Here is a 24,533-nt window from a genome sequence, read left to right as displayed (position 1 = left end):
GGCGGCGGCTCGGGCGGCGGTTCTGGCGCAGGCGGTGGCGGCGGCTCTGGTGGGGGCTCCGGCGGCAAGGGCGGCGGACGCAGCTAAGGGTTGAAAAACAAGAACAGGCCCGGCGTGGTTGACGTCCGGGCCTGTTCCGTATTTGTTCTGGTGAACCTCAGCCCGAGTCCTTCATCGAGTCCCATCATGACGTGCGACGACCAGGACAAGCGAGACCCCATCCAGGGCCATGTCGACGGGGAGGAGGAGGTCGATGCGGTGCTTGCCGAATTCGGTGGAGATGCTCGTGCGGCGATCCGCGCGCTGCTCGCCGATCTCGCCACCCTTGCGGAGGACCGCGAGGCCAGCGTCTCCAACGGCTATGTTCGCGGTCGCCGCGTGCTGGTCCTGAAACGCCAGGAGCCGGCGCGAGGTGGAACTCGCGCCGGCTCCGCTCAATAGGCCGGGATTTTCAGGTCAGCTCAGACGCGGCGCAGCCGGTCGCTCGGCTCGATGTCCTCGAGAATCTTGAGGATCATGCCGAGCCGCGCCACGTCGCTGGCGGAGATCTCGTCCATCTGACGGTTGGCGACCGTCGCGAGGTAGTTGTGGAAGGCGTTCACGACGCGCGTGACCGCCAGCAGCCGCTTGTTTTCGTGCTGCAGCAGGCGCGGCATGTCGGGGGCCTGCTTGCTGTCCGCCAGCAGCACCCGGCTCAGCCCATCGATGATGGCCGAGTCCTGGGGCGAAGGCCGCGCCGAGGCCGCGCCATTGACGGGATGAAGAGGCGCATCGGCCTTCAGGGTAGCTGCTTCGCTCATCGACTGCTCCTGGCTACGCGGTCCACATGAAACTCTGTGGACCCAATGCAGAATACAGCCATTCAAACTTGACAAGTAGAGTGAGTCAAATCGCGCCCTTGGGCGCCCTTTCGTACTCCATTCGAGGGGTCCATTCCTCCGGTCGTCCGAACAACCAGACAGAAATGTGGATGAGCTTTCGAGTGTCAGGTCTGCGATTGACTCTCCGTGGTTGCTCGAACGACTAAGGTGGCCAAGATCCACAGGGACAAGCGAGGCGCCGTAAGACCGGCAATTGCCAAGCTTCAGGTCAACCGGCGCCAAGCCTGAGTTTTTGTTCCGCTTCCTTTTCACGCGGTGAAGATGCGCGTCGGGCGGTTCTGTCGATCCTCCCGAAGCTCCCGCTTGGTTCGCCGCAACTGCTTCTCCACCTTGGCGAGCGCCGTCCGGAAGGCGATGGGGGCCTCCGTCCCCTCGGCCTCGCCGCTCATGACGGGGTTGCCGCCCAGCTGCATGTTGACCGAGCAGCGGAAGGCGTGGCCCTCGCGCGCCACATGCACGGACGCCATCGTCAGGTCCCCGAGATACTTCCTGGCGGCCTTGCGGATCTCGTCCTGCGCCATCTCGCGGAAGGCCGATCCGAGGTCCACGTGGGCGCTGCCCACCGTGATGTCGTCGTCGCTCATGCGGTCACCTGTCTGAACGGCGTCCCGCTGTTTCGCGCGGGCGCTCCACGGGGCGCCAACGCCCGGCTCGCGCCCTTGTTCCGGAACGGCGCGCCGGCGCGCCCGCTCCGACGTATGCGGCTCGGTCTGGCTCCCCGTGCGCCAGCGGATCTCGTCCGGGCCCTCGGGAGGGGTATATGACGCAGGCATGGACGCAGCGACCTCGCCCACCCCAGGCTCGAAGATCAGGGCCGGCACGCCTGCGTTCAGGCGCGCCACCGGCGCCATGTTCGCCGCGGGCTTCGCCACCTTCGCGGCGCTCTACTGCGTGCAGCCGCTGCTCCCCGTCTTCGCGCAGGAGTTCGGGCTGTCGCCGGCGTCCAGCAGCCTGTCCCTGTCGGTGAGCACGGGCATCCTGGCGGTCGCCATGCTGGGCGCGAGCTTCGTGTCCGACATCTTCGGCCGAAAGGCCACCATGGTGGCGGCGCTCGCCGTCTCGGGCGTGCTCACGGTGGCGCTGGCCGGGGCAGGGGACTGGTCGCAGGTGCTTGTGCTGAGGGCGCTCACCGGCTTCGCGCTGAGCGGCTTGCCGGCGGTCTCCATCGCCTACCTGGCCGACGAGATGGACCGCAGCGCCATGGGCGCCGCCGTCGGCCTCACCATCGCGGGCAACTCGATCGGCGGAATGGGCGGGCGGCTCCTGGTGTCGGCCCTCGCCGATCTCTGGTCCTGGCGCGTGGCCATCGGCGTGACGGGCGCCCTCTGCCTCGTGTGCGCCCTCGTGTTCTGGCGGGCGTTGCCGCCATCCCGTCACTTCACCCGGGTGACGCCCTCCCTGCGCGGGCTGCTGCACGCCTTCGGCCGCCACCTGGCCGATCCCGGCATGCTCCTCCTCTTCACGGAGGGCTTCCTCCTGATGGGCGGCTTCGTGACGCTCTACAACTATGTGGGCTTCAGGCTTGTCGCGCCGCCCTTCGGCCTCAGCCAGACGGTGGTGGGCTTCGTCTTCCTGGTCTACGTGTTCGGCACGATCAGTTCGGCCCTCATGGGCCGCCTCGCGGATCGCTACGGCCGCCGCCAGGCGCTCTGGGCCTCCATCGGGCTGATGCTGGCCGGGCTGGCGCTGACCTGGCCGGACAACCTGCCGGTCCTCGTGCTCGGGATCGCGGTGTTCACTTTCGGCTTCTTCGCCGCTCACTCCGTGGCGAGCAGCTGGGTGGGGCTGCGCGCCGAAGCCGCGAGGGCGCAGGCCTCGTCCCTCTACCTGCTGGCCTACTACATGGGATCCAGCGTCGCCGGCGCTGTGGGCGGCGCCTTCTGGTCCGCCGCCGGCTGGCCGGGGGTGGCCGGCATGGTCGCCGGCCTGGGCGTCATGGCCCTGCTGGTCGCGGTGGCGCTGGCGCGGACGCCGCCTCCCGCCTGGATGCGGTGACGGCGCATGTCCAGCCCCCGCCGCCATGGCCGGGACTGGCCCGGCCATGATGGGAAAGTCTCGTGGATCAGAGCCGCCCGAAGGGATCCCGCGGCTCGACGTCCTCAAGGATCTTCAGGATCATGCCGAGGCGCGCCACGTCCGCCGCCGTCATCTCGCCCGCCGGGCGGTTCGCCACCGCGGAGAGGTAATGGTGGTACGCGTTGACGACGCGCGTCACCGCGAGAAGCCGCTTGCTTTCACCGCCGATCGGGCGAGACGGCATGCTCGGCGGCTTGGTGTCGGTCAGCAGCACCCGGCTCAACTCGTCGATGATGGCCGTGTCCTGCATCCCGCCTCGCCCCGCTGCGGCTTCGTCCGTGTGCTGCGGAGGGGTTTCGGTGTTGGGATCGTCTTCGTCGCTCATGAGTGCTCCATAGAACGCAACGCCACTCGTCTGGCGATCGCTGCAAAGTGTAGAGCGGCTCTTGAATTTGGCAAATCTGGCCATCTTGAGGAGGCCCGGTCAGTTTGACTCCTGTGCGCGGCGCAGAGGTAAGTTCTCGCGTCGGGCGCCATGGACTTCGACTCTGGCTCCCGACGCTCAGGCCCACGCGTTTGCTGGTCAACCCGGGCGGGAGAAGCGTCGGATCGGCAGAAACGCGGCCGGGACACTGGGCGCGCTGCTCAATGCGGCAGGGCTCCCGCCGCCACCATCCAGAACCGATGAGCCGGGTTGTCAGCCGTCCAAAGGCTCTTCTCGAGCGTTTCGCCCGCACGCTCGACCGCCTTGCTGGCGTCGTCCAATGCCGCGATCGCGGCCGGCGCTACATGGGCGGTAGTCTCCTGCCAACAGAACCCGAAGCTCACCGAGGCGATCGTGGCGGCCCTGCAGGAGGCGGACGACCTGATCAAGCAGGATCCGCGCAGGGCGGCCGAGCTCTACATCCAGGCCACCAGCGAGAAGATGACCCCTGACGAACTGGTCGAGATCATGCGCCAGCCCGGGACGCTGTTCTCGCCAGCGCCGCACGGCGTGATGCTGCAGGCCGAGCACCTCGCCAAGGTCGGCGTGCTGAAGACCAAGCCGACCAACTAGAAGGACGTTATCCATGCCCTTCGTGCACGGCCAGCAGGGCGACTGATCAGGGCGCCTGCCCTTGGCGCTTCGCGCGGAGGCTTGCAATGAAAAGGGAGGCCGGCCTGGGCCGACCTCCCGGTCGCATGCAGGGTTGCTGGTGAACCCGGGCGCTTAGCGGTGACCGCCGCCGCCGCCGTGGCCGCCGCCATTGCCGCCGCCATTGCCGCCGCCGCCATTGCCGCCGCCGTTTCCGCCGCCCCCATTACCCCCGCCATTGCCGCCGCCCTTGCCGGCGCCGTTGCCATTGCCGCGGCTCGTCGCTCCGCTCGTCCCGCCCGTCGTGCTGGCGCTCGCCACGGTCGAGTCGGATCCCTTGGAGCGCGCCACCGCCGACACCATGGCCCCGAATCCCGGGCCGGGCTTGCCCGCCGCAACGGCCGACACGACCTTGTTGCCGTGCGTGCCCGTGTTGCGGGTCTGAGCGTTGGCGAGACCCTTCGTGCGGCCGGTCGGCGCATCCGTCGAGCTCGTGCCCGTTGCCGCAGTCGTCCCGGCGGTCGAGTTCGACGTGCCGGTCGACGCAGTCGAGGTCGCGCCGGAGGTGGACGCGCTCGTGTCCGCGCTCGCCTGCGTCGAAGAACTGTCGGTGCTTCCTGAGGTGGGCGCCGTCTGGGCGCCGGCAGGCAGCGCGGCGAGGGCGAGCGGGAAGGCGAGGGCGACGGTCTTCAGAGTGAATCGCATGTGTCTTGGGCCTCATCGGTGAGAACCGCCACAGAATGATGCCGGGCGGTTGCGAGAAGCCTAAGCTCAAGCATGCATATCGAGACAATAATTCTGCGTAAAAAAGAGAAAAACGAAGCGCATTGTTAGGATTCGACGATGGAGTGCTCGTGCCACAATGATTAATTTCATGCGTCTGGACGGAGATCGATGACTGCGGCCTCCGATCTTGAGGTCAGACGCAGTCTCGGCCCCTGCGGGTCTCCGTCTTTCCTGATTCGTCGTGCCCGCGGACGGCCACGCTGAAGCATCGTCTCGATACGCGAGCGGTCTCGATCTCGTCGTGATAGCGCGACGAGCCCTCGCGATCCCAGGCGTGATCGAACCGCACCGCGCCAGAGACTGCGCCGGAGCTTGTCGAGGACGCGGCGATCAGGGCGGCCAGCAAAAGCGCAAGCTGTCTCATGGAGCCTCCAGGCTCTGAACGCTGCCGCGTCTTCGCCCGTTTCGGCCCTCATCATTGAAAACGCTCAATCTTCTTTCGCCCGCACAGCCCCGCACCGCGGAATCCGACCGGGACAGCGGCGGTGCGAGCGCGAGGGAAAGGCAGGTTATGCGCCCGGAGCGTCCGGGGAGCGGTTTCACACCCTCACGGGAGGTCCGCCGCGTCCCGCTTTGCGAGCTCCAACTCGTGCGCGCTCAACAGCGCTCCGAGCGTCTGCTGGCAGTCCGGGTCCTTGGCTCGCTGCAACTGCGAGCAGGCCTCGTCGATGCTGCTCGCCTTTTCGAGCTGGTAGGTCGTCTGCGCATTGGCCAGCGTCTCGCGTCCCACCCCGTAGGCGAGAAGGATGAAGCCGGCGAGCGCCGCGACTGAGGCGGCCACGGCCGCGTTGGACCGATCGACGCGCGGGAGTGCGATCATGGCGAACCTCCTAGGCTGGCCTGCAGGGTGGTTTGCACGCGGTTGAGTCTTTGCAGGCTTCGAAATGCGCTGTCGCCGAGCGCCGCGGCCCGGCGTCGATTGTCGCAGTCGTCGACCTCGCTCATGCGCAGCGTCTTGCGCAGGGAGGCGATGCTGTAGCCGATCTCGCGCGCGGACTCCGCCGGGTCGCTGTCTTCCCAGAATTCGACCCAGAACTGGTGCTCGTCCGCGTCCGCCAGGGCCCCAGCCATCCCATTGAGGTCGCAGGCCGCGGCTGGCGCGGTCAGCATCCAGAACGCCACGGCCAGAGCGACGCCCGGCAATGGCGTTGCGCCCCCGCGGGCTTTCATGGGCAGTTCGCGACGGTCTGGCAGGGCCAGGGCGCGTCCTCCGCCGTCATCGTTCCTGTGGCGGCGCTGGTCGTGGGAGGCGACGTCAGCATGGTGACCCAGAACAGGGCCGCCGCGACGGCGACGGCCGCTGCGGCGTATCCCAGCTCGCGAGTGAGCCGTGCGTGCGTAGAAATATGTTCCTGCGTTTTCAGGACCGTCGACATAGGGAGACCTCCATCCAACCGTAGTCAGGAGATGCTCGTCAAAAGAAGAGAATGCGTAGAGGCGATGTGGTCTGGCGCCAAGATTGCAATTCAGCAACCTACTCTACTTGGGGAGGTTTGTATGTGATCTGGAGCACACGAGATTCGGCAGTCAACGTATGAACGCTATACCAATGAAAAGCGACGTGCACGCGATCCGGCGGTGTAGGCCGGACTAGAACTGCGCGTTAAGGGACGGCCGCGCCTCCGTCCGCTCGATCGGGCGAAATGAACAGGGGCAGCAGCCATTCACGAGGTCGTGCGCGCCCCGCGGATGGCACGGAGACTTCGGTGAGGGCCCGCCGGGACGGCCGCCTAGTCCGAAGCGGGAAATGGGATGAAGCCGATCGGCCGGCGCGCGGGCTGCTCCTGCATGTTCTGGCGCGGCTCGAGGCCATCCATGAAGGTGAGCAGTTGCGCCACGATGCGCCGCTCCACTTCTCCCGTGACCTCCTCGCGCTTGGGAGCGATGGAGTCGATCTCGTCGATGAAGATCACGGAGGGCGCGTTCTGCTGCGCCTGCTGGAACGCGTCGCGCAGCCGCTGCTCGGACTCGCCCTGGCGCCGGCCCACGATCTCGATGGCGTCTCCGTGACGCAGTCCGAGCTGGGCCAGCGCCTGGGCGCCGATGCGGGCGACGCCGCCCCCGGCGTCCTCCGGCCGCGAGTTGGCGACTTGCAGGCGAACGCCGTCCGTTGAATCGGCCATCGTGCTCCTCCCTCCGTGGTGGCGTCAGCGCTTCGGGCTCGACGAGGCGCCGCGCGTGCCGAGGCTTCCTTCCGTGCGGCCCGGCGAGGCCCTGCCCGGGGCCGTGACGCCGGGCTGGACCTTGCTTGCCAGGCCCGACCCGCCCGGGGCGGCGTCCTTGCCGCCGGGATTGGCGGCGGGCGGCTGGTCGTTTCTCCTGTCCTTCTTGTCCCGCGTTCCGACTCTCCATGGTCTGAGCCGGCGCAACATCCGCGGCGGCGGATGCCCTCGCGCCTCCCAAACGGGTGGCGAGCAGGGGGTGTTCCGGCCGGGACCACTGGGTTCGGTCCGGCGGCAAACCCGCCCCCGGCGCCTGGCGCGGCGGCTTGGCGGAGCGGAACAACAGGAGTCGCGTGGCGTTGGGTCGGCGAAGCGCTAGCCGCAGGATCAGCCCCAAGAGGACATTGCGATGAAAATCCCCTTCCTGTTCGCCTCCGCCCTGCTCCTGGCGTCTGGAGCAGCCCTGGCCCAGGGGCAGATGGGCACGTCCAGCACGGGGCAGCCGTCCACGGGATGGTCAGGCGGGACCGCCCCCGGCTCCTCGCCCGCCCAGTCCAGCGGCAACCTGAACATGGGCGCTGGCCAGACCCAGGGGACCAACGCCCGCAGCGACGCCTCCGCCCAGTCGAAGCAGCTTGAGCAGAAGATGCACGGCCAGGAGACAGGCGCCGTCAGCGACGGCAAGAACGCGTCGTCCAACGTTCCCGCCGCCGCCAACGGCGGCGCCGGCGGCTCGACGAGCCTGCATGGGCAGGTGAACTCGGAATCAGGCGCGCAGCCCAACGCCCAGCCGAAGCAATAGCCGGCGGCTAGCGCGCCGCCTCCTCCAGCACGAAATCCGCGCCGCGCTCGGCCAGCATGATCACCGACGCGTTAGTGTTGCCGCTGGGGACCCACGGCATCGCCGATGCGTCGATCACCCTCAGCCGGCCGCAGCCCCGGACGCGCAGTCGTTCGTCGAGGGCCGCGTCCGGCTCGTCCGGCGCCCCCATGCGCACCGTCGACGTCGGATGGTAGATCGATCCGGCGGTGGCTCGGATGTAGTCCAGGAATTCGTCGTCGCTGGCCATCTCCGGCGGTGGTTCGAGTTCAGAGGCGATCCAGGGCTTCAGCGCGGGCTGGCGCAGGATCCGCCGCAACTGCTTGACGCCCGCCACGATGCAGCGCCGGTCCTCCTCGGCGCTGAGATAGTTGGGCTGGATGAGCGGCGGGGTCGCCATGTCTTCCGATTGGGCCAACACCGTCCCCGCGCTTGCCGGGCGCAGCTGGCACACGCTCGATGTGAAGCCCGAGAACGGGTGAAGCCCGGTCCCCATCTTGTCCGTGCTGAACGGGATGAACAGGCTCTGGACGTCCGGGGTCTCGCCCGGGCTGACGCCCGTCCGGAAGAAGCCTCCCGCCACCCCGGCGCTGTAGGTCAGGGGACCGCGCCCCAGCAGCGCCCATTGCAGGGCGGCCGCGACGGAGCGTGCGGGACTGCCGACCACGTCGTTGACCGTGACCTTGCGGGTCGCGCGCTGCACAAGCCGGACCTGGAGATGGTCCTGCAGGCGCCGGCCCACGGCCGGGAGGTCCGCCACAAGGGGAACGCCCAGCCGGTCGCGCAGCCACTCCGCCGGGCCCACGCCCGACACCTGCAGCAACTGAGGGGACGCGAACGCGCCCGCGCAGAGCAGAACCTCGCGCCCGGCCTTGGCCACCATCTCGGCGCCGTCCTTGCGAAAGCGGACTCCGGTCGCGGCCTGGCCGTCAAACAGGATCCGGGTCGCCGCCGCCCCGGTCACCACCCGCAGGTTGGGGCGCCGTCGCGCCGGCCGGAGGTAGCCCCGCGCCGTGCTCCACCGCCAACCGCGCCGCGCTGTGACCTGGTAATAGCCTGCGCCCTCCTGGGTCTCGCCGTTGAAGTCATCGTTTCGGGGCAGGCCCGCCTGCTTGCACGCTTCGATGAAGGCGTCGCACAGCGGCGTCATCGTGCGCTGGTCCGAGACAGCCAGCGGTCCGCCGGCCCCATGCCAGGCGTCGGCGTCGCGCTCCTGGTCCTCAGCCTTGCGGAAGGCGGGGAGCACCTTGTCCCAGCCCCATTCGCGCAGGCCAGCCTGCCGCCAGCGGTCGAAGTCCTCTTTCTGCCCGCGCACATAGAGCAGCCCGTTGATGGAGGATGATCCGCCCAGCACCCGCCCGCGCGGCTGAGCGATGCGCCGCCCGTTCAGCTCGGGCTCGGGCTCGCTTGAGAACATCCAATTGTAGCGCGGGTCCACGAAGAGCTTGCCGTAGCCGAGGGGGACGTGGATCCACGGGTGCCTGTCCGCCGGCCCTGCCTCCAGCAGGATGACGCTGTATCGGCCGGATTCCGTGATCCGGTTCGCCAGCACGCAGCCGGCCGAGCCGGCTCCGACGATCACATAGTCCGCCTCGATCACGTCTTCCCCCGCGTAGCCGCGTCGCGCCGCGACGTGGATCATGAGGCGCAGCTTATCGCGGGCGTGCGCCCGCGCTACGGGCAAGGTCTGCCGGGGTGGGATGCGTGCCGCGCAAACGGAAGAGCCCGGGCGCTTGGCGCGTCCCGGGCTTCTGGGCGACTGGCGGGCGGGCTCGTCCCGCTTTTGGTCGACTGTCGGCGTGGGTGATCAGGCCAGCCGACGAGGCACGCTCGAGTCAGCCGTCGTAAAAACGCCCATGGTTGGGCCCGGTTCCAGCGGCTTCGCTCCCGGCCGCCCAAGGCTGAGCCTACGCATGTCTTCGGCCCCTTGGCGTGCTAGGCTTCGAGCGTCCTGCTTGGGAGTGCGTTGCGATGCGTATCCTGGTGATCGAAGACGACCCGACTATTGCGGTCAGCATTTCGGACAGCCTGCAGGACCTTGGACATCGGACATTGGAGGCCGACACCATCCCCGAGGCGCTCGAAGTGATCCGGGGCGACAAGGTGGACCTGGTGATATCCGATCTTGGGCTGGCCGATCACGTGCGGGCCGAAACCTTCCTGGAAGCCCTGCGAACGCTGCATCCGAAGCTGCCGATCATCGTCGCCACGGGCCTCGAACCCTCCGAAGAACTCGTTCTGGACGACAGGACGCTCCTCCTCATGAAGCCCTACGGGATCGCCGATCTCGAGCAGGCGATCGCGCGGCTCACGGGCTGAGGCGGCGGCCCTGCCGGCCGCTCGCATCATTCCACGGTGATGACGCCCGTCATGCCGGCCTCGCGGTGGCCGGGGATCAGGCACGAGTAGTCGAAGACGCCCGGCCGGGTGAACTTCCACACGAGTTCGCCTGAATTCCCCGGCTCGAGGCTCAAGGCGTTCCCATCGTGATGCGCCATGTCCGGATGCATGGCCATGGCCGCCCCGTGGGCGAGATTGTCCTTGAGCGTTCCCAGAACGAGTTCGTGGTCGGCTTCGCCCTCGTTCCGAACCACGAAGCGGACCTGCTCGCCGCGACGGATGTGCAGCGCGGAAGGCGCGAACGCCATGCTGGCTCCGCCATCCCTCATGGCGATCTCCACGGTGCGCGAGGGTTGGCGCGGGTCGCCTGGCTGGCCTGCGGCCGAGGCGTGAGGTGACGCTCCCCCGTGATGGTGGCCGGGGTCAGCGACGGCCGGCGCTCCGCTCAGCGCGCAGAGGGCCAGGGTGGAAATGAGAAGGGGGACACGCATGGGCTGGATCCTGTTTCGTTGGTCCGGATCCTGCCCCGCCAGGCGCCCCATCCGCCTTGAGGCGGCGCAAACAAAACACATGCCTGCGCGCGGACCGGGAGCTCCGGGTGCGATCGCCCCGGAGCTCCGGATCGCTCACGCGGCCTTGCCGATCTCGGCCGGGGGCGCGCTGTCCAGCGCCCGCATGTAGGCGTCCAGGAGGGAGTCGCGCTCATCGCGCTTGTCCTGGTCCTCTTTGCGCAGCTTGAGGATCTCCTTGAGGATCTTCACGTCGAAGCCCTCGCCCTTGGCTTCGGCGAAGACCTCCTTCTTCTGCTCGTTGAGTTCCTGGATCTCCGTATCGAGATGCTCCACGCGCTCGATGAACGAGCGGATGCGCGCGCCGGGAAGGCCGATGTCCGACATGGTTGCTCCTTGGTGACCAGAGGAGCGGACCTTCGCCCCCGCCCGTCAACAGACCGTAAACGACGTCGCCCCCGCGACGGGCCTGTGCCTCGTGGCGCCAGCCGCCCTTTATCTGGCGTCTGGCCAGGGCCATTCTCCGGACAGATTGGGCGTTCAATCCGGCCCTGATCGCATTGGAGACAAGGGCGGGACATGTCGCTTCGAATGCCGCAAAGCCCATTTGGCGGGCACGGGCCCGAGACGGGCGCCAGCGTGCTGGATTACGAGATCGCCCAGCAGAAGGCCGAAATCCTGGGGAGCATGGGCCAGCAGGTCGAGCAGGCCCTCGCCCGCCTGCGCGCGTTCGATGAAGAGGGCGCGGACGAGCCCGACCGGCGCACGGCCCTGCTGGACGAGGCCGCGGACAAGGCCTGGGCGCTGATGATCCAGCGTGAATTGAGCGGGTTGCGTCACTGGGAGGCCGTCGTGAAGGCGTACGGCATTCCCCACGAAGTCCTCAACCGGATGGGCCGGGTGCAGCCCAGCGTCAGGACATAAAGAAGGCCGCTCGCGAGAACGCGGCGGCCTNAGCGTCAGGACATAAAGAAGGCCGCTCGCGAGAACGCGGCGGCCTCAAGTCTAGGGAGGAAACGCCCAAGGAGGGCATGCGACGTCTCGTCGACGTCACGAATGTCAATATAATGCTGCGACGCACAAAAGCAAGAGCGCAGCGCAGCAAATTTTCCCGGGCGCCTGCGACCGGGCGCCGCGCCCGTGACGCCGGACGGTTTGGGGTCTGTGCGCCCCGCTAGTCCACGTTGAGCAGGCGGCCGCGATTCCAGAGCCAGAACGGAATCCCGGACAGCAGCGCTTCCAGTTGGGCGCGCTCCTGGAAAAGTCCGTTGAGCGAAACGCGGGGCAGGGCCGTCAGGTGGGCGCCGTGCTGGGGGAACAGCATTCCGGGCCGGGTCGTGACGGCGGTGCGGAAACCCAGCTCGCGCGCAAGCCGGAATTCCCGCGGCCCTGCTGAGGGTTTGTCCCCGACCGGATAGGCCATGTGCCGCACAGGCCGCCCGATCTCCCGCTGGATGGCGTCTCTGGCGGCCGCCATCTCGCGCCGGGCGAAGTCCGTGTCGTGCTGGCGCAGCATCGGGTGGGTGAGCGTATGAGCGCCGATGGTGACCAGCGGGTCCTCCGCGAGTTGGCGCACGCCGTCCCAATCCAGGCACAGCCGCTCGACGGCGCCGCGGCTGTCCACCCCATGCTCTTGGCGCAAGTTGGCGATGACAGCCCGGAGCTCCGCCTCGGGGCGCGCTCGGAGCTTCCAGTACAGCAGTTCGAAGGCGGCGACCTTTTCGACGGGCGTCGCCGCCGGCGCCGTGATGGTCTCTGCGCCAACCTGCGCCCGGATGGACGACGCGTTCCGGACGGCGTTTTCCAGATCGATCCACCAGAGGCAGGCGCTCCGATCGGCGAAGCCGGTGGTGATGAATACGGTGGCCGAGGCCCGATGCCGCCGCAGCACAGGGAGGGCGAACTCGAGGTTGTCGCGATAGCCGTCATCGAACGTGAGAGCCAGAACGGGCTGCTCCGTTCGCCCCGCTTCCAGAACAGACGGGATCTCGTCGAGGCCGACGAACCTGTAGCCGGCTTGCGCAGCCAAGGTGAGAGCCTGGTCCAGGCATTCGGGCGTAACCTCGAGCAGCCTGTTCTGGGGAGGGGCGAAAGCGCGCTCCACCCATGGCCGGACATGGTGGAGCATGAGGATGGCGCCCAGCCCGCGCATCGCAGGGCCAGCCCAGCGGGGCGCGCCAATGGCGGACAGCGCCGCGAAGGCCGCCCGAAACACCTGATGCCTGACGGAGGTCACGCCATCCACCCAGCCTCTCGCCACGGATCTTAGCAACACGCCTTGGGGTCGCCGAGGCCGGGCTCCTGCGCACGACCTACCTCAAAGGGACAGGGTGCGCGCCGGCGACCGCCGGTTCAGCTTGCGCGGCATCGGCCGACGCTGCGCCATCACGGAGCAGGCGCCCCATGCAGACCCAGAGCAGGCTCGAGGGCCTGGACGCCATGCGCGCGGTTGCGGTCGCGGCCGTCATCCTCTTCCACTTCGGATACCGCGGCGCCCATCACGACATCCTGCAGGCCCCGCTCGGGCCAGCGGTCTGGCCCGTCGCGAAATACGGCTATCTGGGCGTCCAACTGTTTTTCGTGATCAGCGGCTTCATCATCGCCCGATCGGCGGCCGCGCGGTCGCCGGTGGGTTTCGGGCTGGCGCGGCTGATCCGCATCTACCCGGCGTTCCTGTTCTGCATGACCTTGACCGCCCTGGCGACCGTCGCGCTTGGGTCGCCACGGTTTTCGGTCAGCCTCCCGCAATGGGCCGCGAACCTTGCGGTCGCGTCGCCCATTCTGGGCCAGCCGCATGTGGACGGCGCCTACTGGTCGCTGGTCTACGAACTGATCTTCTATGGCTGGATCGGGCTCGCCCTGGCGGCGCAGGTCTTTCCCCGGCGAATCGCCATCCTTGTGGCGGCCTGGCTCGTGATCACGGTCGCGAACTGGCATTTCGGCTCGCCGATTGTTCGCAAGCTGTTCCTCACGGACCAGAGCGGCTTTTTCGCCGCCGGTCTCATGATCTTCGAGATGACCAGGACGGGGCGCATCGCCGCCTCACTCCCCCTGCTTGGGGCGGCGACCGCCGTGGCCGTGGCTCAGTCCGTCATGGGCGCCCGGGAGGTCGGGGCGCTCTACAGCGACACACTGGATCCATTTCTTGTCGGCGGGCTCTCGGTGGCCGCCGTCGCAGGAGTGTGGATTTCTCTGATGCTCAAGAGCTCCGCCCGGACCCGGGCGATGCTGGCGGCGATGGGCGGGTGCACCTATCCCCTGTATCTGCTGCACCAGCAGATCGGCTACATGGCGCTCAATTCCCTGGCGCCAGCCGTGCCTCTTTGGACCGCATATGGAGTCACGGTCGTGGGTCTGATCGCGGGCGCCTACGCGGTGTTCCGCTATGTTGAAGGACCGGCGCAGCGCCGGCTCCAGAGGCTCGCGTCGGCGCGGATGGACGGGGCGCGGACGAGGGCCCCTCTGGCGCAGGAAGCCGTCTAGACGGGGCCGAACGCGATCCCGCCGATCCAGTCGGGCAGGGGCTCGCCGGGCATCACCAGGAAGCCTGAGCGGAACGCGTCCTCGCCCGAGGCGGCAGGCGCATCAGCGCGCAAAACCACCTTTCCTGAAAGAGTCACCAGCGCGCTGGCGCCGACGACCTCCAGCCGGAGGCGTCCCCCAGGCTGCCGCGCGTTCGCCCGCCCCAGTGTCTGCAGTCGACCCTCCCGGATAAGGAACAGCCTGAGCTCGCCGGAGGCGACCTTGAGCCCAAGGAAGGGCAGGCCAGCCGACACGCGACACAGGAGCATGCCGGACATCCTGGGCTGCAGGCGCGCCACGCCCACTTCGATGTAGTGGTCGGCGAACCCGCAGGGCGGCGACGCGAGCGTGGCGGCCCCCTCTGGCGCGTGCTGAACGGCGAAGCGCTGGCGGAAGAGATCCGGGGGAGGGGAGATCGCGTTCCCTGAGCCATCGGGCGCGCCGATGGAGACGAACGGCGCCCCGGGGCGCCCCGCGTCGAGGCTCACGCCAAGCTCCGCCTCGCGCCCCTCCGCGTCCGTGGCCCGCACGACGGCGCGCCGACGCGTCGCGCCAGGGGCGGGCGAAATCACCAGCACGCCATCGCCGCGGTCGGGCGAGACCTGGACGCCTTGCTCCGTCGATCCCGGCGCGAGCGACCACGTCACGGGTTGGTCCGCCTTCAGCAACACCGCAGCCGGTCCCGGGCCGCACCCGAGTTCGGGCGCAGTGAGGATCCGAGGCGGCTCGGCGGCTCCGGCGCTGAACAGGAACGCGTTGCCGGAGCCGTCGATCTCCTGCTGCAGCGGAGCCTTCGCGTGCTTCGCCACCGTGGGGCCCGCGATCCGGATCACGCTGTTGTGGGCTTCCGCCACGAAGGTCAGCGTCTCCGGATCGCTCGACGAGATCGCGCCGCGTCGCATGAGGATGTCTGCGCCGAGCTTCGCCGCGTGGTCGGCCCCGACCGCGTAAACCTGCATCTGGGGTCCGGGGCCGCCCCGCGAGCGGGGATTGGCGGCCCGGCAGGCCTCGATCACCACGCCGCGGCCCCAGAGCTTGAAGTTGACCTTGTTGTCGAAGCCGGAGCACTCGACATTGCGGAGGTTGGACGCCTTGTCGTCGAATCCCGCGTCGGTGTTCCCGGAGCTGACGCAGCGCTCGCGCAGGATGTCGTAGTTGCCGTACTCGCTGGCGAAGCCGTCGGCGTTCCAGAAGGCGTCCTTTCCGCCCGGGCCCGTGTCGTGGCAGTTCTGGCAGGTGACATCGCGCATCACGATGGCGTGGGCCGTGTCGTTGCACTCGACGCCGGTGGCGAAATTGTCCCCATCCTGGCGGCCTGAGTTCAACACCATGTCCTCCAGGAGGACGTTGGCGCTGTCGCCGCGGATGCGGATCGCCGTCTTCGAGAAGCCTGTTACGCGGATGCGCAGGAGCCGGGTGCCGACATGGGACGTTCCCGGGTCGTGCTCGAAGAAGCGCTGGACGTTGTAGCCGTCGCAGTCCCGCACCTCGATGCCATCATGGCGTTTGGCGCGCAGGTGGAAGCTCTGCCCGCAGTGCTGGAAGCTCAGATGCGAGAAGGTGAGGTGGTTGGCGCCCTCGAGAAGGCGCACCGCGCTTTGTCCCGCCGTCCAGCGGTCGACACGGGTCACCTGCTCGGGATCGGCGGGCAGCCGCCATCGCGTGCGGGCCCCCGTCACGGTCGCCGGCTTGGGCGCCATAGCCGCATCCACCCCCATGACGAGCACGGGCGCGCCGGCGGCGCCTCCCGCCGACAGCACGCACAAGGTCTCGCCGATCGTGTACGGACCGCGGTGGGCGGCCAGGTAGACGGTCCCGCCCGGCCCGACTTCCTTCACGAGGTCATTCAGCCGCCCGATCGGGGCCGCCTTGGCCCAGGACGCGCCGTCGCCGCGTCCGTCGGGCGCGACGAAGCGGGCGGGGGCGGGGGCAGCGGCGACCCGCGACGCGAGCATCAGCCCTGGGCCAAGCAGCAGGCTACGCCTATCGATGAGAGTGGTGGGTCGCCGCCGCGCCATGCCCGAGATTAGGATCCGGGTCCGCGGGCGCATAATCTGGCCGAAAGGCTGAACGCCTCGGCCTGTGCAGTTGTTCAGCGTCTGTGCCCGCGGCGCCTTTCCGGCCAAATTGACCGTCGCGCGGGCGGGAACAAGTCTTGACGGGCCGACGCAAGGCCTGCGCTGACCATGCGCTGCGCTGTGCGCGGCAAGTTCGAGGCTTCGCTCATGTCGACAGCAACGGTGCGCGCGAATGCGTCCGAAGTGGGTCCGCTGCTCTCGCGCGGGGCCGCCTTGATCCGTCAATTCAACCCGGCCTTGCTTGTCGCGATCGACCTGTTTTGCATCGTCCTGACCGCGATCATTTCGGGCTCCGCCTACGACTACTACGCCTATGGCGGCCTCGGGGCCCTGGAGGCCTACGCCTGGATCGGGTTCGCGGTGGCGCTGGTCCACGTCCTCATCGAGAACCTGAACGGCCAGTACTCGGCCATCGTGCACCGATCCCCCACGCGGTTCAGCGGCCTGGCCGCCCGCTGGGCGTTGTCGTTCCTCGTCATCAGCAGCGGCGTGACCTTCCTGAAGGCTTCGGACTCGGTGTCCAGGGGCATGCTGGCCCTCTTTTTCCTGCAGGGGCTGACGGCGCTGTCGATGGTGCGGCTGCTCGTCTTCTACATCGCGGGAAGCGGCCGCATCGCGGGTCTTTCGCAGCCGACGGTGGTCGTGATCCACCACGAGCGGCTCTCGCGACGGGTGGAGCGCCGGATGGCGCAACTTGGGATCTCCGTTCACGCGCTGACCGTCGATGACGAGATGCTGGACCCAAGCCGCCGGGAGGAACTGGCGTCAAAGCTCGGGCACGCCTGCCTCGCCTGGCAGGCCCAAGCGGTCTACGTGACGGCGCCGCTGAGCCAGGCGCCCGCCGTCGCACGCCTCATCGACGGGCTCTCCAACCTGCCGGCTCCGATCAGCTTCATCCCGACATCGGGTTTGTCGCTGCTGGAAGGGCGCAGCACCCGCTTCGGCGAGTTCGCCGCGTTCGAGGCGCGCCCCGCCCCATGCGCGCCGGTGGATCGGTTTCTCAAGCGCGGGATCGATATCCTCGGGGCGACCCTCGGGCTCCTGCTGTTCGCGCCGGTCTTCCTGCTGATCGCCGTCCTCATCAAAATGGATTCGAGAGGCCCGGTCTTTTTCCGCCAGACCAGGCACGGCATCGGCCGCAAGCCGTTCCGGATCTGGAAGTTCCGCACCATGAGCGTCCAGGAAGACGGCCCCGTGGTGCTCCAGGCGACGCCTGACGATCCCCGCGTGACCGCAATCGGCCGCATCCTGCGCAGGACGTCCCTGGACGAACTTCCCCAACTCCTGAACGTGCTCAAGGGCGAGATGTCTCTCGTCGGCCCAAGGCCCCACGCCTGCGCCCATGACCACGAGTACGGCGCGATCATCCGCGACTACGTCTGGCGCCAGCACGTGAAGCCCGGGATCACCGGCTGGGCGCAGGTTCACGGCTTCCGCGGCGAGACCCGAAACCTCGACCAGATGCGGCGGCGGATCGAACTCGACTGCTGGTACATCCGCAATTTCAGCCTCGTGCTGGATCTGAAGATCCTCTTCATGACCGTGACCCTCGTCCTCAGGGACGAGGCGGCCTATTGAGCCGTCTGATCCTGGCCGGTCTCTACGAAATGGCTGATCACGCGCCTGCCCCGGGCGGAAGCCTCACGGGCTCAGGTCCCTGCTGGCCCGCCAGGCGCTTCGGCGCTGCTGAGCGCATGAGCCGGTTCCGCGCTCCGCCGTTTCATGCGCAAATGGGCCTCGATCACCCGCCAATATTCCTCGGTCGCCCGATCTCCGAGCTCGGTCGCTCGCCCCGGCCCCAAGGCGGAAAAACGGGCGCGGTTGGGCTCGGCGAGAGCCAGGCCGATCGCTTCCGCCAGGGCGCGAAAGTCGCCCATCGGGGAAAGAACGCCGTAGCGACCCAGGGCCGGGGCGCCCTCGCTCGCGTGGCCCTCCAGGATCTCGGCCGGACCCGCCGGGCAATCGGTCGACACAACGGGCCTTCCCAGCGCAAGCGCCTCGACGAGCACGTTCGGGTAGCCCTCCGAGTAGGACGCGGCCACGAGCGCCTCGGCGCCTTTCAGGACGGGATAGGGATTGCGGAGATGCCCCGGCATCCGCACCCTGCCCGAAAAGCCGAGCTCGGCGACAAGGGCGGCCAGGTTCTCGCGCTCGGGGCCTTCGCCGAGGATGACGAGGTCGTGCGCCGTTGGCAGCAGCGGCAGAGCCCGGACCAGCAGGTCGAAGCCCTTGCCGGGCACGAGCGCGCCGATCGCGACGAGATAGCGGGCCGGCAGGTCGACGCCGGGCGGTTCCTCGGCCGCGCGCTCGATATCCTCCCGCCCGGTCACGTTGTGGATGACCGACATCCTCTCGCGTGGCGCCCCGAAGCAGGCGACGAGGTCCTCCGCGACGCCGTCGGACACGGCGATCACCGCGTCCGCGCGGGGGTAGAGCCAACGGACCAGCGCCCGGTGGACCATGCCCTCGGCGTTCCGGGGGAAGTAGCGAGACGTGTGGTTTCGCTGGCTGATCACGCAACCGCGGTCCGTCCCGATCGCGGCGACGACATTGGCGTAGTTGGAACGGTTGATGAAGCTGAGCGCGAGTTCGGGGTCGAGCGAACGCAAGAGACGCCGGAGCCGAATGACGCTCGTCGCAATCGAACCGCGGCAATCCAGGACGTGAACCGTCACGAAGCCCGGGACGCGGTGCAGCTGCGGCTCCTCATCCAGCAAGACAAGATGTACCTCGAATGGAGTAAGCCGGCTGGAAAGGCTAGCCAAAAGTGTTACCAACGCGCGCTCTGCGCCGCCGGCAGTAAGCGAATTGATGATGAAAGCCAAACGCGGACGGGATGGGCTACCTTGGCCTCGTTCATTTGCGAACAGGGGCATAAGATCGTCTCCTACCGCCAGAGTTTCGCCTTTTATCTTTATCACAAAATCCTTCAACGCTGGTCGATGGTGATGGCGCCATGAACAGATGGACGAGTGAATGCATTCCGATGCTCGTCGGGCTTATCCTGTCCGTGGCAGGCGGCCCGGCCTTTGCAGCCTCGGACACCTTTCTCGAGCCAGGGGACGTGCTGGAGTTTTCGGTCGCCAGCGTTCCCACGCTGCAGCGTCGCATCACGGTCGGGGCGGATGGGCAGATCGTCGTTCCGCCGATCGGTGAGATCAAGGCGCAGGGGCTCACCGTCGGGCAGTTGCGGGATGCGGTGCGCCGGGTGATCCAGACCAAGCCCATCGTCTATCGGGCGAGCGACGGCCGGGAGATCCTCGTCAACATCTCCCCGGACGAGGTCGTCATCGAGGTGGCCGACTACCGCCCGGTCTATGTGCTGGGCGATGTGGCCAAGCCGGGCCAGGTGGTGTTCAGGCCGGGCATGACCATCCGCCAGGCCGTGGCCGTCGCTGGCGGCTACGACCGCTTCCACGACCTCGCCCGGTTGCCGCAGACAGATGTCGCGGCCTTGCGCGGCGAAATGAGCGCCCAGTGGATTCAGTACGTGAAGCTGACGGCGCGTCAGGACCGGCTACGCCGCGAACTGGGCAAACCCGCCGAGGGCCCCGGGATCTCCGGCGCGCCTCTCCCGAAGGATCTCGTCGCCGAGATCGTCAACGCCGATACGGAAGAGGCCGCGGCCCAGAACGCCAGGTACGATCGCGAGCGCGCCCATTTCGAACGGGCCATGAAGGACGCCGAGCGGCGCATCACGGTCTTCGCGAGCCAGCGCAAGACGGAGGAAGAAGCGGCGCAACTGGACGCGGGCGAGGTGGATCGGGTGAACGATCTCTACCGTCGCAACGTGGTTCCGATCTCGCGCGTGACCGACACTCGGCGGCTCAGCCTGGTCTCGGCCACCCGGGCCCTGCAGATCGGGGTGCAGGCGGAAGCGGTGCGCAAGGAGCTCGAAGACCTGACCAAGAGCTACCAGGCCCTCGAGGACAGGCGGCGGGTGGCCATGCTGAATGACCTCCGCGAAACCATCGTCGCCCTGTCGACGACGCGCGCCAAGCTTCGCAGCATCGCCGACCGGATCCCGATCGCCGACACCGACCCGACAGCGGGGGACCGGGAGGTCTCGCTCTACCGCAAGGGCGAGCCCGGCGACGGCCGGCAGGTCACCGACGAAGGTGAGGAACTGCGTCCCGGGGACGTGGTCGAAGTCAAATTCGCGCATGTTCGGAAGGGCGCCTTCTAGGCCTGGTGGCCGAGCTTGTTCGGAGCGCTGAGAAGCTGGGAGATCGATCCGATGCTGCAACGTGCTCTTCCCGAACAGCCCGAGGCGCGCCTGGAGTTGCGTCGCGCCGCTCCCGGGCTTCCGGACCTGGTCGATCTGCGCGGGATCGTGCGTCGCCAGTCGAGGCTGATCCGGAACGTCACCCTTGCGGCGCTGGTCGCGGCGGCCGCATTCGCGATCCTGCGCCCGCCCAAATACGTCGCGACCGCCAGCGTACTGATCGACACCAAGAACACCGATCTGCTCGCTCCGCAGGGCAACGGGACGACTCCCGATCCCGCCAATGTCGACAGCCAGCTCGAAATCCTGAAATCCGACCAGGTGGCCGGCTCGGTTGTGGACGAGCTGGATCTGGCGAAGGACCCCGCTTTCAACAAGCCTGGATGGGCCGAGTGGATCGGCGACTGGACGGCTGGCCTCATCCGCTCCGGCCGACCTGAGCCGGCCACCACCCGCAAGAAGATCATCGACAGGCTCAAGAAGGTGCTTCTCGTGCGCCGGGTGGGTGTGACCAACCTGCTCGTGGTCGACGCGACCGCCCCGGACCCGGTGCGAGCGGCGGATCTCAGCAACCGCCTGGTCGAGGCCTATCTGCGCAACCAGTTCGCAGTGAAGCAGGAACAGGTGCAGAAAGTCCGCGAGTGGCTCCAGGACCGCACGAACCAGCTCAAGATGGAGTTGCGGGATGCGGAAAAGGCCGCCGAAGACTACCGCTCGCGCCCGGACCAGGCCCGGGCGGTGCGCATCGATCTCGAAAGCGCCGCCCAGGCGGTCCGCAACGCCTACGAGAGCTACCTGAAACGCCTCGCCGACAGCGCCCAGCTTTTCTCCTACATCACCCTCGACGCCCAGCTGGTGAGCCGCGCCCTCCCGCCGGCCACCCAGCAGGGGCCTGGCGCGATCATCATCCTGGCGGGAGGGCTCATCTTCGGGCTCGGGTCCGGTCTGTTCCTGGGCTTCGCGCGCGAACAGCTGGAGACGACTCTCAAGCGCCCCGCCGTGGTGACCGATCTGCTCGGCGTCCGCACGGTCGCGGTGTTCCCCCTGGTCGAAGCGCCGAGCAAGCACGAGGCGCGCAAGGACGACGTTCATCGGGAGGAGAACCGGGACCCGCCAGAGCCTGAGCCGGAGGCAAGCGGGCTCCTGGACCTCTCGACGCGGGTCCCCGGTTCGAGCTTCGCGTTGGCGGCGCGAGCCATACAGGTCGCCATCGATCTGGAGTTCGACTCGGGCAATTGCGCCGTCCTCGGAGTCGTCGCGACGACGCCCGGCGACGGGGCGTCCACGGTCGCGGCCAACCTGGGTTTTGCGTTCAGCCGCTACGCCTCCACGCTGCTGATCGACGCCAATATCGAGAATTCCGGCTTGCGCCGCTCTCTCGACATCCCAGGAGCCGATCCGCAGGACGCAGGATCCGGCGGCGCGCGCGGGCTGCGCTGCTACCAGCTCGGCGACCTCGTCTTCGCCCCGATCGCCGGCCGGGAGGCCGCGCGTGACATGACGCTGGCCGATGAACTCGCCGCCATCCTCAGGGCCGCGAAGGACACCTATCGGTATGTGGTGGTCGACTTGCCGCCGCTGCTCGCCTCTCCCGAAGCGAGGGCCGCGGCTCCCCTGGTCGACTGCTTCGTCCCGGTGGTCCGATGGGGCCGCACAACGCGCCAGCAGGTCCAGTATGCCTGCCTGGAGGCGCCGGAAGTCGCCGACAAGGCCATTGCGGCGGCGCTCACGGGCATGCCGCTCGCAGCCCTCGATCGCGATCGGGCGATCACCCCACGGTCATGGGGCGATCGGGCCCGCGCCCGTTGGACGCGAGATGCCGGCTAGCCTCGGCCGGTCTTGACATGCGCGCGGTGGCCTGGAGCGGGCCAGCCGTGGAGCCGGGCCGGGCGCCGGGTCTTGGCGATCACTTCGTCGTAGACGGCCGAGGTCGCAGCCGCGACGGCGGCCCAGTTGTATTTCTCCAGGCCTGTTCTGTCCGCCAGCGCGAAGGAGCGATGCGGCTGGCCCAATTTGCGCGCCAGCGCCTGGATGTCGCCGACCGGAAAGTAGTGCCGCTCCGGCAGGCCCAGGTCCCGGGTCGCGGGGAGGTCGCTGAGCAGCAGAGGCGTCCCGGCCATCGCCGCCTCGAGCGCCGCGATCGGGAAGCCCTCCTGGTGCGAGGGCATCACGAACAGCGATGCGCGGCTGAGCAGGGCTGCGATGTCCGTCGCGGGCAGGAAGCCGGTGAACACGAGTCGCGGCGAGGCCTTGGCCAGCAGGCCGCACGCGTAGGGAGACTGCCGTGGGTCGTCCCCGACGATCACCAGCTTGCCGGTCCACCCGCTCTCCGCATGCGCGGCGATCAGGTCGTCGAAGCCCTTGTCGGGATCGAGCCTCCCGACCGAGATGGCGAACGGTCCATCCTCGAGACCATGCTTGCGGATCACCGCGTCGGCCAACCCCGGCTCGACCCGGATGGCGGCCAGATGGTCGGCCCCGTTCGGGATGGCCCGGACCTGAGCGTGGGGATACCGTTCGGACAGGTCCCGGGCGATGGTCGGCGACACCGTGATGATGCGGTCGGCCCAGGTCGCCCCGCACCATTCGCCCGCCTGAAGCAGGCTGCGCTCCAACCGGTTCCACTTCTGGCGCTTGTAGTCGCAGCCATGGTGCGTGACCACGACCCTCATTCCGAGGAGGCGTGCCAGCGGGCTGAGCAGCGCCGAGCAGATGCCGTGGATGTGGACGACATCCGCCTGCAAGGCGAAGCGCGCATGGATCAGCGCCGCCAGGGAGGAGGACAGGGTCTCCAGCTTGGCGCTTTTCGCGTGCCAGAGCGGGACCACCCGCGCGCCGTGGTGCGCGCCGGGTTCGGCCGCCAGATATCGGCGTCGGCCGAAGACCGTGATTTCGTCACCCGCGCGTTGCCTCGCCAGATGACCGATCAGATGCTCGCAGTGCGTCTCGATGCCCCCTGAGACGCCCGGCAAGCCACGCAAGCCAAGCACGCCTATGCGCATCGATGTGTCTCCGATGCGCGAATTTACTGTTTCGTAACCTGCCAAAAATCCTGGCACTTCGGTCAGCGCGGCGGCCCTGCGCGCCCGCGACTGCGTCTAAGTCTTTCGGGTGAATTGAACAGGGCGGACCGCGTGGCACGGTCGAACTGGTTCGAAAGGTGGGGACGCCATGTCCGTCACGTTCCGATCGATCGCCATTGGCGTCGCGAGTTGTCTGCCGGGCCTGCGGGGCATCGACGGTCGCCGCACGGGCGGCACGTCGTCGGCCAGGTACTGCTATGCGGTCTGGATGAGGCACCTCGCCCTGCTGGCGAAGGAGGGCCGAGGGGGGCCCTTCGATACCGTGGTCGAGATCGGGCCGGGCGACAGCAACGGCGTCGGCCTTGCCGCGCTGCTATCCGGGTCCCGCCGCTATATCGGGCTCGATGCCCGTCCTTACGCGTCAGCCGATCGGAATGCGGACATCCTGGAGGAGCTGGTCGAGCTCTTCCGCCGCGGCGCGTCCATCCCCGATCACCACGAATTCCCGGGCATGTTTCCGCGGCTCGCGAGCTACCGCTATCCGGCCGATCTGGAGCCCGACCTCTCCGAGGCCCGCCTGGCCCAGATCCGCCGCGCCGTCCGCCAGGAAGCACCGCCGGACGATCAGGATGCGATCTTCCGCTCCATCGCTCCGTGGCGACCCGGCGAGATTCCCGACGCCAGCGTCGATCTCACCCTCACGCAGACCGTGTTTCATTTGGTCGAGGACCTCCCGGGCCTTTACGCCGACATGGCGCGTTGGACGAAGCCGGGCGGCCTGATCTCCCACGAATTGGACTTCAAGAGCCTGGGGCGCACGCGCGAGTGGAACGGGCACTGGACATGCTCGGACGCGGTCTGGGACCTGCTGCAGCGCCATCGCACCAACCGGATGAACAGGGAGCCGTTTTCAAGGCATCTCGCGCTCGCCGAGGGCGCTGGCTTTGAGGTGGTCCAGGCCGTGCGGCAAACCCGGCCGTCCGAGATCAGCCGCGACCGGCTCGCCCCGCGCTTCGCGCACATGAGCGACGAGGACTTGGTCACGAGCAGCGGGATGATCCAGGCGGTCAGGATTTGAGTAGGTCAGCGGCATACC

At 68.2% G+C, this 24,533-nt stretch carries 26 protein-coding genes and 1 pseudogene; 11 read left to right on the top strand and 16 right to left on the bottom strand.

Going from position 1 to position 24,533, the window contains the following annotated elements; translation table 11 throughout:
• The first annotated feature begins 186 nt into the window (after nucleotides 1-186).
• Entirely contained in the window at nucleotides 187-441 is a 255-nt protein-coding gene (locus SLNSH_RS14995) for a hypothetical protein (RefSeq protein ID WP_106337817.1), read from the top strand.
• A 20-nt stretch (nucleotides 442-461) separates the two neighbouring features.
• On the opposite strand, the gene SLNSH_RS14990 is transcribed toward SLNSH_RS14995, so the two are convergent.
• Together SLNSH_RS14990 and SLNSH_RS24910 are read right to left on the bottom strand one after the other, a co-directional pair.
• Nucleotides 462-800, bottom strand: coding sequence for a hypothetical protein (locus SLNSH_RS14990; RefSeq protein WP_106337816.1), 339 nt, complete (start codon nucleotides 798-800; stop codon nucleotides 462-464).
• Nucleotides 801-1,129: 329 nt separating this feature from the next.
• On the bottom strand, nucleotides 1,130-1,465 hold the full coding sequence (locus tag SLNSH_RS24910) for an HPF/RaiA family ribosome-associated protein (protein ID WP_158266769.1): 336 nt from the start codon (nucleotides 1,463-1,465) through the stop codon (nucleotides 1,130-1,132).
• Between the two features lie 187 nt (nucleotides 1,466-1,652).
• Between SLNSH_RS24910 and SLNSH_RS14980 the strand changes: the two genes are divergently transcribed.
• A complete protein-coding gene (locus SLNSH_RS14980) occupies nucleotides 1,653-2,876 on the top strand; it encodes an MFS transporter (protein ID WP_106337815.1) in 1,224 nt (407 codons plus the stop codon).
• A gap of 67 nt (nucleotides 2,877-2,943) precedes the next feature.
• Here the strand turns inward: SLNSH_RS14980 and SLNSH_RS14975 are convergent, their stop codons facing one another.
• Nucleotides 2,944-3,282, bottom strand: coding sequence for a hypothetical protein (locus SLNSH_RS14975; protein ID WP_106337814.1), 339 nt, complete (start codon nucleotides 3,280-3,282; stop codon nucleotides 2,944-2,946).
• Nucleotides 3,283-3,591: 309 nt separating this feature from the next.
• Here SLNSH_RS14975 and SLNSH_RS14970 point away from each other — a divergent pair, with 309 nt between their 5' ends.
• A complete protein-coding gene (locus SLNSH_RS14970; RefSeq protein WP_146140282.1) occupies nucleotides 3,592-3,954 on the top strand; it encodes a substrate-binding domain-containing protein in 363 nt (120 codons plus the stop codon).
• A gap of 153 nt (nucleotides 3,955-4,107) precedes the next feature.
• Here SLNSH_RS14970 and SLNSH_RS25160 read toward each other — a convergent pair whose 3' ends face one another.
• The 6 genes and pseudogenes from SLNSH_RS25160 to SLNSH_RS25720 form a co-directional block, all read right to left on the bottom strand.
• Nucleotides 4,108-4,677 carry a hypothetical protein gene (locus tag SLNSH_RS25160; RefSeq protein ID WP_196240266.1) on the bottom strand — a complete coding sequence of 190 codons (570 nt, stop codon included), beginning with the start codon at nucleotides 4,675-4,677 and terminating at the stop codon, nucleotides 4,108-4,110.
• Nucleotides 4,678-4,891: 214 nt separating this feature from the next.
• Nucleotides 4,892-5,122, bottom strand: coding sequence for a hypothetical protein (locus SLNSH_RS14955; RefSeq protein WP_106337811.1), 231 nt, complete (start codon nucleotides 5,120-5,122; stop codon nucleotides 4,892-4,894).
• A gap of 183 nt (nucleotides 5,123-5,305) precedes the next feature.
• Nucleotides 5,306-5,578 carry a hypothetical protein gene (locus tag SLNSH_RS14950; RefSeq protein WP_106337810.1) on the bottom strand — a complete coding sequence of 91 codons (273 nt, stop codon included), beginning with the start codon at nucleotides 5,576-5,578 and terminating at the stop codon, nucleotides 5,306-5,308.
• Nucleotides 5,575-5,928 carry a hypothetical protein gene (locus SLNSH_RS14945; protein ID WP_146140281.1) on the bottom strand — a complete coding sequence of 118 codons (354 nt, stop codon included), beginning with the start codon at nucleotides 5,926-5,928 and terminating at the stop codon, nucleotides 5,575-5,577. Before SLNSH_RS14945 ends, SLNSH_RS14950 begins: the two co-directional genes overlap by 4 nt.
• A complete protein-coding gene (locus SLNSH_RS14940) occupies nucleotides 5,925-6,134 on the bottom strand; it encodes a hypothetical protein (RefSeq protein ID WP_106337808.1) in 210 nt (69 codons plus the stop codon). Before SLNSH_RS14940 ends, SLNSH_RS14945 begins: the two co-directional genes overlap by 4 nt.
• A 411-nt stretch (nucleotides 6,135-6,545) precedes the next feature.
• Nucleotides 6,546-6,752: pseudogene (locus tag SLNSH_RS25720) on the bottom strand (AAA family ATPase); the annotation flags it as partial.
• A gap of 577 nt (nucleotides 6,753-7,329) precedes the next feature.
• On the opposite strand from SLNSH_RS25720, the gene SLNSH_RS14930 reads away from it, so the two are divergent.
• On the top strand, nucleotides 7,330-7,722 hold the full coding sequence (locus SLNSH_RS14930) for a hypothetical protein (RefSeq protein ID WP_106337806.1): 393 nt from the start codon (nucleotides 7,330-7,332) through the stop codon (nucleotides 7,720-7,722).
• A 7-nt stretch (nucleotides 7,723-7,729) separates the two neighbouring features.
• Here the strand turns inward: SLNSH_RS14930 and SLNSH_RS14925 are convergent, their stop codons facing one another.
• Nucleotides 7,730-9,382 carry a GMC family oxidoreductase gene (locus SLNSH_RS14925; RefSeq protein WP_106337805.1) on the bottom strand — a complete coding sequence of 551 codons (1,653 nt, stop codon included), beginning with the start codon at nucleotides 9,380-9,382 and terminating at the stop codon, nucleotides 7,730-7,732.
• A 329-nt stretch (nucleotides 9,383-9,711) separates the two neighbouring features.
• Here SLNSH_RS14925 and SLNSH_RS14920 point away from each other — a divergent pair, with 329 nt between their 5' ends.
• Nucleotides 9,712-10,059, top strand: a complete 348-nt coding sequence (locus tag SLNSH_RS14920) for a response regulator (RefSeq protein ID WP_106337804.1) — start codon at nucleotides 9,712-9,714, stop codon at nucleotides 10,057-10,059.
• A gap of 26 nt (nucleotides 10,060-10,085) precedes the next feature.
• On the opposite strand, the gene SLNSH_RS14915 is transcribed toward SLNSH_RS14920, so the two are convergent.
• Together SLNSH_RS14915 and SLNSH_RS14910 are read right to left on the bottom strand one after the other, a co-directional pair.
• The gene (locus SLNSH_RS14915) at nucleotides 10,086-10,571 is read right to left on the bottom strand and encodes a cupredoxin domain-containing protein (RefSeq protein ID WP_106337803.1); all 486 of its coding nucleotides are present in this window, start codon (nucleotides 10,569-10,571) and stop codon (nucleotides 10,086-10,088) included.
• A 135-nt stretch (nucleotides 10,572-10,706) separates the two neighbouring features.
• Nucleotides 10,707-10,976 carry a DUF2312 domain-containing protein gene (locus SLNSH_RS14910; RefSeq protein WP_106337802.1) on the bottom strand — a complete coding sequence of 90 codons (270 nt, stop codon included), beginning with the start codon at nucleotides 10,974-10,976 and terminating at the stop codon, nucleotides 10,707-10,709.
• Between the two features lie 192 nt (nucleotides 10,977-11,168).
• On the opposite strand from SLNSH_RS14910, the gene SLNSH_RS14905 reads away from it, so the two are divergent.
• Nucleotides 11,169-11,513, top strand: coding sequence for a DUF6665 family protein (locus SLNSH_RS14905; protein ID WP_146140280.1), 345 nt, complete (start codon nucleotides 11,169-11,171; stop codon nucleotides 11,511-11,513).
• Between the two features lie 250 nt (nucleotides 11,514-11,763).
• Here the strand turns inward: SLNSH_RS14905 and SLNSH_RS14900 are convergent, their stop codons facing one another.
• Nucleotides 11,764-12,825: a polysaccharide deacetylase family protein gene (locus SLNSH_RS14900; protein ID WP_245422358.1), complete on the bottom strand. Its 1,062-nt coding sequence runs from the start codon at nucleotides 12,823-12,825 to the stop codon at nucleotides 11,764-11,766.
• A 167-nt stretch (nucleotides 12,826-12,992) separates the two neighbouring features.
• Between SLNSH_RS14900 and SLNSH_RS14895 the strand changes: the two genes are divergently transcribed.
• Nucleotides 12,993-14,072: an acyltransferase family protein gene (locus SLNSH_RS14895; protein WP_106337800.1), complete on the top strand. Its 1,080-nt coding sequence runs from the start codon at nucleotides 12,993-12,995 to the stop codon at nucleotides 14,070-14,072.
• On the opposite strand, the gene SLNSH_RS14890 is transcribed toward SLNSH_RS14895, so the two are convergent.
• Nucleotides 14,069-16,066, bottom strand: a complete 1,998-nt coding sequence (locus SLNSH_RS14890; RefSeq protein ID WP_106337799.1) for a hypothetical protein — start codon at nucleotides 16,064-16,066, stop codon at nucleotides 14,069-14,071. The genes SLNSH_RS14895 and SLNSH_RS14890 overlap by 4 nt on opposite strands.
• Before the next feature lie 270 nt (nucleotides 16,067-16,336).
• Between SLNSH_RS14890 and SLNSH_RS14885 the strand changes: the two genes are divergently transcribed.
• Complete coding sequence (locus SLNSH_RS14885) at nucleotides 16,337-17,767, top strand: undecaprenyl-phosphate glucose phosphotransferase (protein ID WP_158266768.1); 1,431 nt, start codon at nucleotides 16,337-16,339, stop codon at nucleotides 17,765-17,767.
• Nucleotides 17,768-17,838: 71 nt separating this feature from the next.
• On the opposite strand, the gene SLNSH_RS14880 is transcribed toward SLNSH_RS14885, so the two are convergent.
• The gene (locus SLNSH_RS14880) at nucleotides 17,839-19,065 is read right to left on the bottom strand and encodes a glycosyltransferase (RefSeq protein WP_106337797.1); all 1,227 of its coding nucleotides are present in this window, start codon (nucleotides 19,063-19,065) and stop codon (nucleotides 17,839-17,841) included.
• 110 nt (nucleotides 19,066-19,175) lie between these two features.
• Here SLNSH_RS14880 and SLNSH_RS14875 point away from each other — a divergent pair, with 110 nt between their 5' ends.
• Both SLNSH_RS14875 and SLNSH_RS14870 read left to right on the top strand, forming a co-directional pair.
• Nucleotides 19,176-20,375: a polysaccharide biosynthesis/export family protein gene (locus SLNSH_RS14875; RefSeq protein WP_210202516.1), complete on the top strand. Its 1,200-nt coding sequence runs from the start codon at nucleotides 19,176-19,178 to the stop codon at nucleotides 20,373-20,375.
• Between the two features lie 51 nt (nucleotides 20,376-20,426).
• Nucleotides 20,427-22,241, top strand: coding sequence for a GumC family protein (locus tag SLNSH_RS14870; protein WP_106337795.1), 1,815 nt, complete (start codon nucleotides 20,427-20,429; stop codon nucleotides 22,239-22,241).
• Here SLNSH_RS14870 and SLNSH_RS14865 read toward each other — a convergent pair.
• Entirely contained in the window at nucleotides 22,238-23,416 is a 1,179-nt protein-coding gene (locus SLNSH_RS14865; protein ID WP_106337794.1) for a glycosyltransferase family 4 protein, read from the bottom strand. The genes SLNSH_RS14870 and SLNSH_RS14865 overlap by 4 nt on opposite strands.
• A 169-nt stretch (nucleotides 23,417-23,585) precedes the next feature.
• Between SLNSH_RS14865 and SLNSH_RS14860 the strand changes: the two genes are divergently transcribed.
• Nucleotides 23,586-24,515 carry a methyltransferase domain-containing protein gene (locus tag SLNSH_RS14860; protein WP_106337793.1) on the top strand — a complete coding sequence of 310 codons (930 nt, stop codon included), beginning with the start codon at nucleotides 23,586-23,588 and terminating at the stop codon, nucleotides 24,513-24,515.
• Nucleotides 24,516-24,533: the final 18 nt, after the last annotated feature.

It is taken from the genome of Alsobacter soli, assembly GCF_003004785.1.
In the GTDB taxonomy this organism is placed as follows: Bacteria; Pseudomonadota; Alphaproteobacteria; order Rhizobiales; family Beijerinckiaceae; genus Alsobacter; species Alsobacter soli.
This window is presented reverse-complemented; position numbering and strand designations above follow the sequence as displayed.

What these genes read in the sequence shown, in the direction of transcription:
- SLNSH_RS14980 (WP_106337815.1), top strand. Translation starts at nt 1,653, where the DNA reads ATGGACGCAGCGACCTCGCCCACCCCAGGCTCGAAGATCAGGGCCGGC.
- SLNSH_RS14860 (WP_106337793.1), top strand. Translation starts at nt 23,586, where the DNA reads ATGTCCGTCACGTTCCGATCGATCGCCATTGGCGTCGCGAGTTGTCTG.
- SLNSH_RS14870 (WP_106337795.1), top strand. Translation starts at nt 20,427, where the DNA reads ATGCTGCAACGTGCTCTTCCCGAACAGCCCGAGGCGCGCCTGGAGTTG.
- SLNSH_RS24910 (WP_158266769.1), bottom strand. Translation starts at nt 1,465, where the DNA reads ATGAGCGACGACGACATCACGGTGGGCAGCGCCCACGTGGACCTCGGA.
- SLNSH_RS14885 (WP_158266768.1), top strand. Translation starts at nt 16,337, where the DNA reads ATGTCGACAGCAACGGTGCGCGCGAATGCGTCCGAAGTGGGTCCGCTG.
- SLNSH_RS14875 (WP_210202516.1), top strand. Translation starts at nt 19,176, where the DNA reads ATGCTCGTCGGGCTTATCCTGTCCGTGGCAGGCGGCCCGGCCTTTGCA.
- SLNSH_RS14995 (WP_106337817.1), top strand. Translation starts at nt 187, where the DNA reads ATGACGTGCGACGACCAGGACAAGCGAGACCCCATCCAGGGCCATGTC.
- SLNSH_RS14915 (WP_106337803.1), bottom strand. Translation starts at nt 10,571, where the DNA reads ATGCGTGTCCCCCTTCTCATTTCCACCCTGGCCCTCTGCGCGCTGAGC.
- SLNSH_RS14880 (WP_106337797.1), bottom strand. Translation starts at nt 19,065, where the DNA reads ATGCCCCTGTTCGCAAATGAACGAGGCCAAGGTAGCCCATCCCGTCCG.
- SLNSH_RS14945 (WP_146140281.1), bottom strand. Translation starts at nt 5,928, where the DNA reads ATGAAAGCCCGCGGGGGCGCAACGCCATTGCCGGGCGTCGCTCTGGCC.
- SLNSH_RS14920 (WP_106337804.1), top strand. Translation starts at nt 9,712, where the DNA reads ATGCGTATCCTGGTGATCGAAGACGACCCGACTATTGCGGTCAGCATT.
- SLNSH_RS14905 (WP_146140280.1), top strand. Translation starts at nt 11,169, where the DNA reads ATGTCGCTTCGAATGCCGCAAAGCCCATTTGGCGGGCACGGGCCCGAG.
- SLNSH_RS14940 (WP_106337808.1), bottom strand. Translation starts at nt 6,134, where the DNA reads ATGTCGACGGTCCTGAAAACGCAGGAACATATTTCTACGCACGCACGG.
- SLNSH_RS14930 (WP_106337806.1), top strand. Translation starts at nt 7,330, where the DNA reads ATGAAAATCCCCTTCCTGTTCGCCTCCGCCCTGCTCCTGGCGTCTGGA.
- SLNSH_RS25160 (WP_196240266.1), bottom strand. Translation starts at nt 4,677, where the DNA reads ATGCGATTCACTCTGAAGACCGTCGCCCTCGCCTTCCCGCTCGCCCTC.
- SLNSH_RS14910 (WP_106337802.1), bottom strand. Translation starts at nt 10,976, where the DNA reads ATGTCGGACATCGGCCTTCCCGGCGCGCGCATCCGCTCGTTCATCGAG.
- SLNSH_RS14990 (WP_106337816.1), bottom strand. Translation starts at nt 800, where the DNA reads ATGAGCGAAGCAGCTACCCTGAAGGCCGATGCGCCTCTTCATCCCGTC.
- SLNSH_RS14975 (WP_106337814.1), bottom strand. Translation starts at nt 3,282, where the DNA reads ATGAGCGACGAAGACGATCCCAACACCGAAACCCCTCCGCAGCACACG.
- SLNSH_RS14955 (WP_106337811.1), bottom strand. Translation starts at nt 5,122, where the DNA reads ATGAGACAGCTTGCGCTTTTGCTGGCCGCCCTGATCGCCGCGTCCTCG.
- SLNSH_RS14950 (WP_106337810.1), bottom strand. Translation starts at nt 5,578, where the DNA reads ATGATCGCACTCCCGCGCGTCGATCGGTCCAACGCGGCCGTGGCCGCC.
- SLNSH_RS14865 (WP_106337794.1), bottom strand. Translation starts at nt 23,416, where the DNA reads ATGCGCATAGGCGTGCTTGGCTTGCGTGGCTTGCCGGGCGTCTCAGGG.
- SLNSH_RS14890 (WP_106337799.1), bottom strand. Translation starts at nt 16,066, where the DNA reads ATGCTCGCGTCGCGGGTCGCCGCTGCCCCCGCCCCCGCCCGCTTCGTC.
- SLNSH_RS14925 (WP_106337805.1), bottom strand. Translation starts at nt 9,382, where the DNA reads ATGATCCACGTCGCGGCGCGACGCGGCTACGCGGGGGAAGACGTGATC.
- SLNSH_RS14895 (WP_106337800.1), top strand. Translation starts at nt 12,993, where the DNA reads ATGCAGACCCAGAGCAGGCTCGAGGGCCTGGACGCCATGCGCGCGGTT.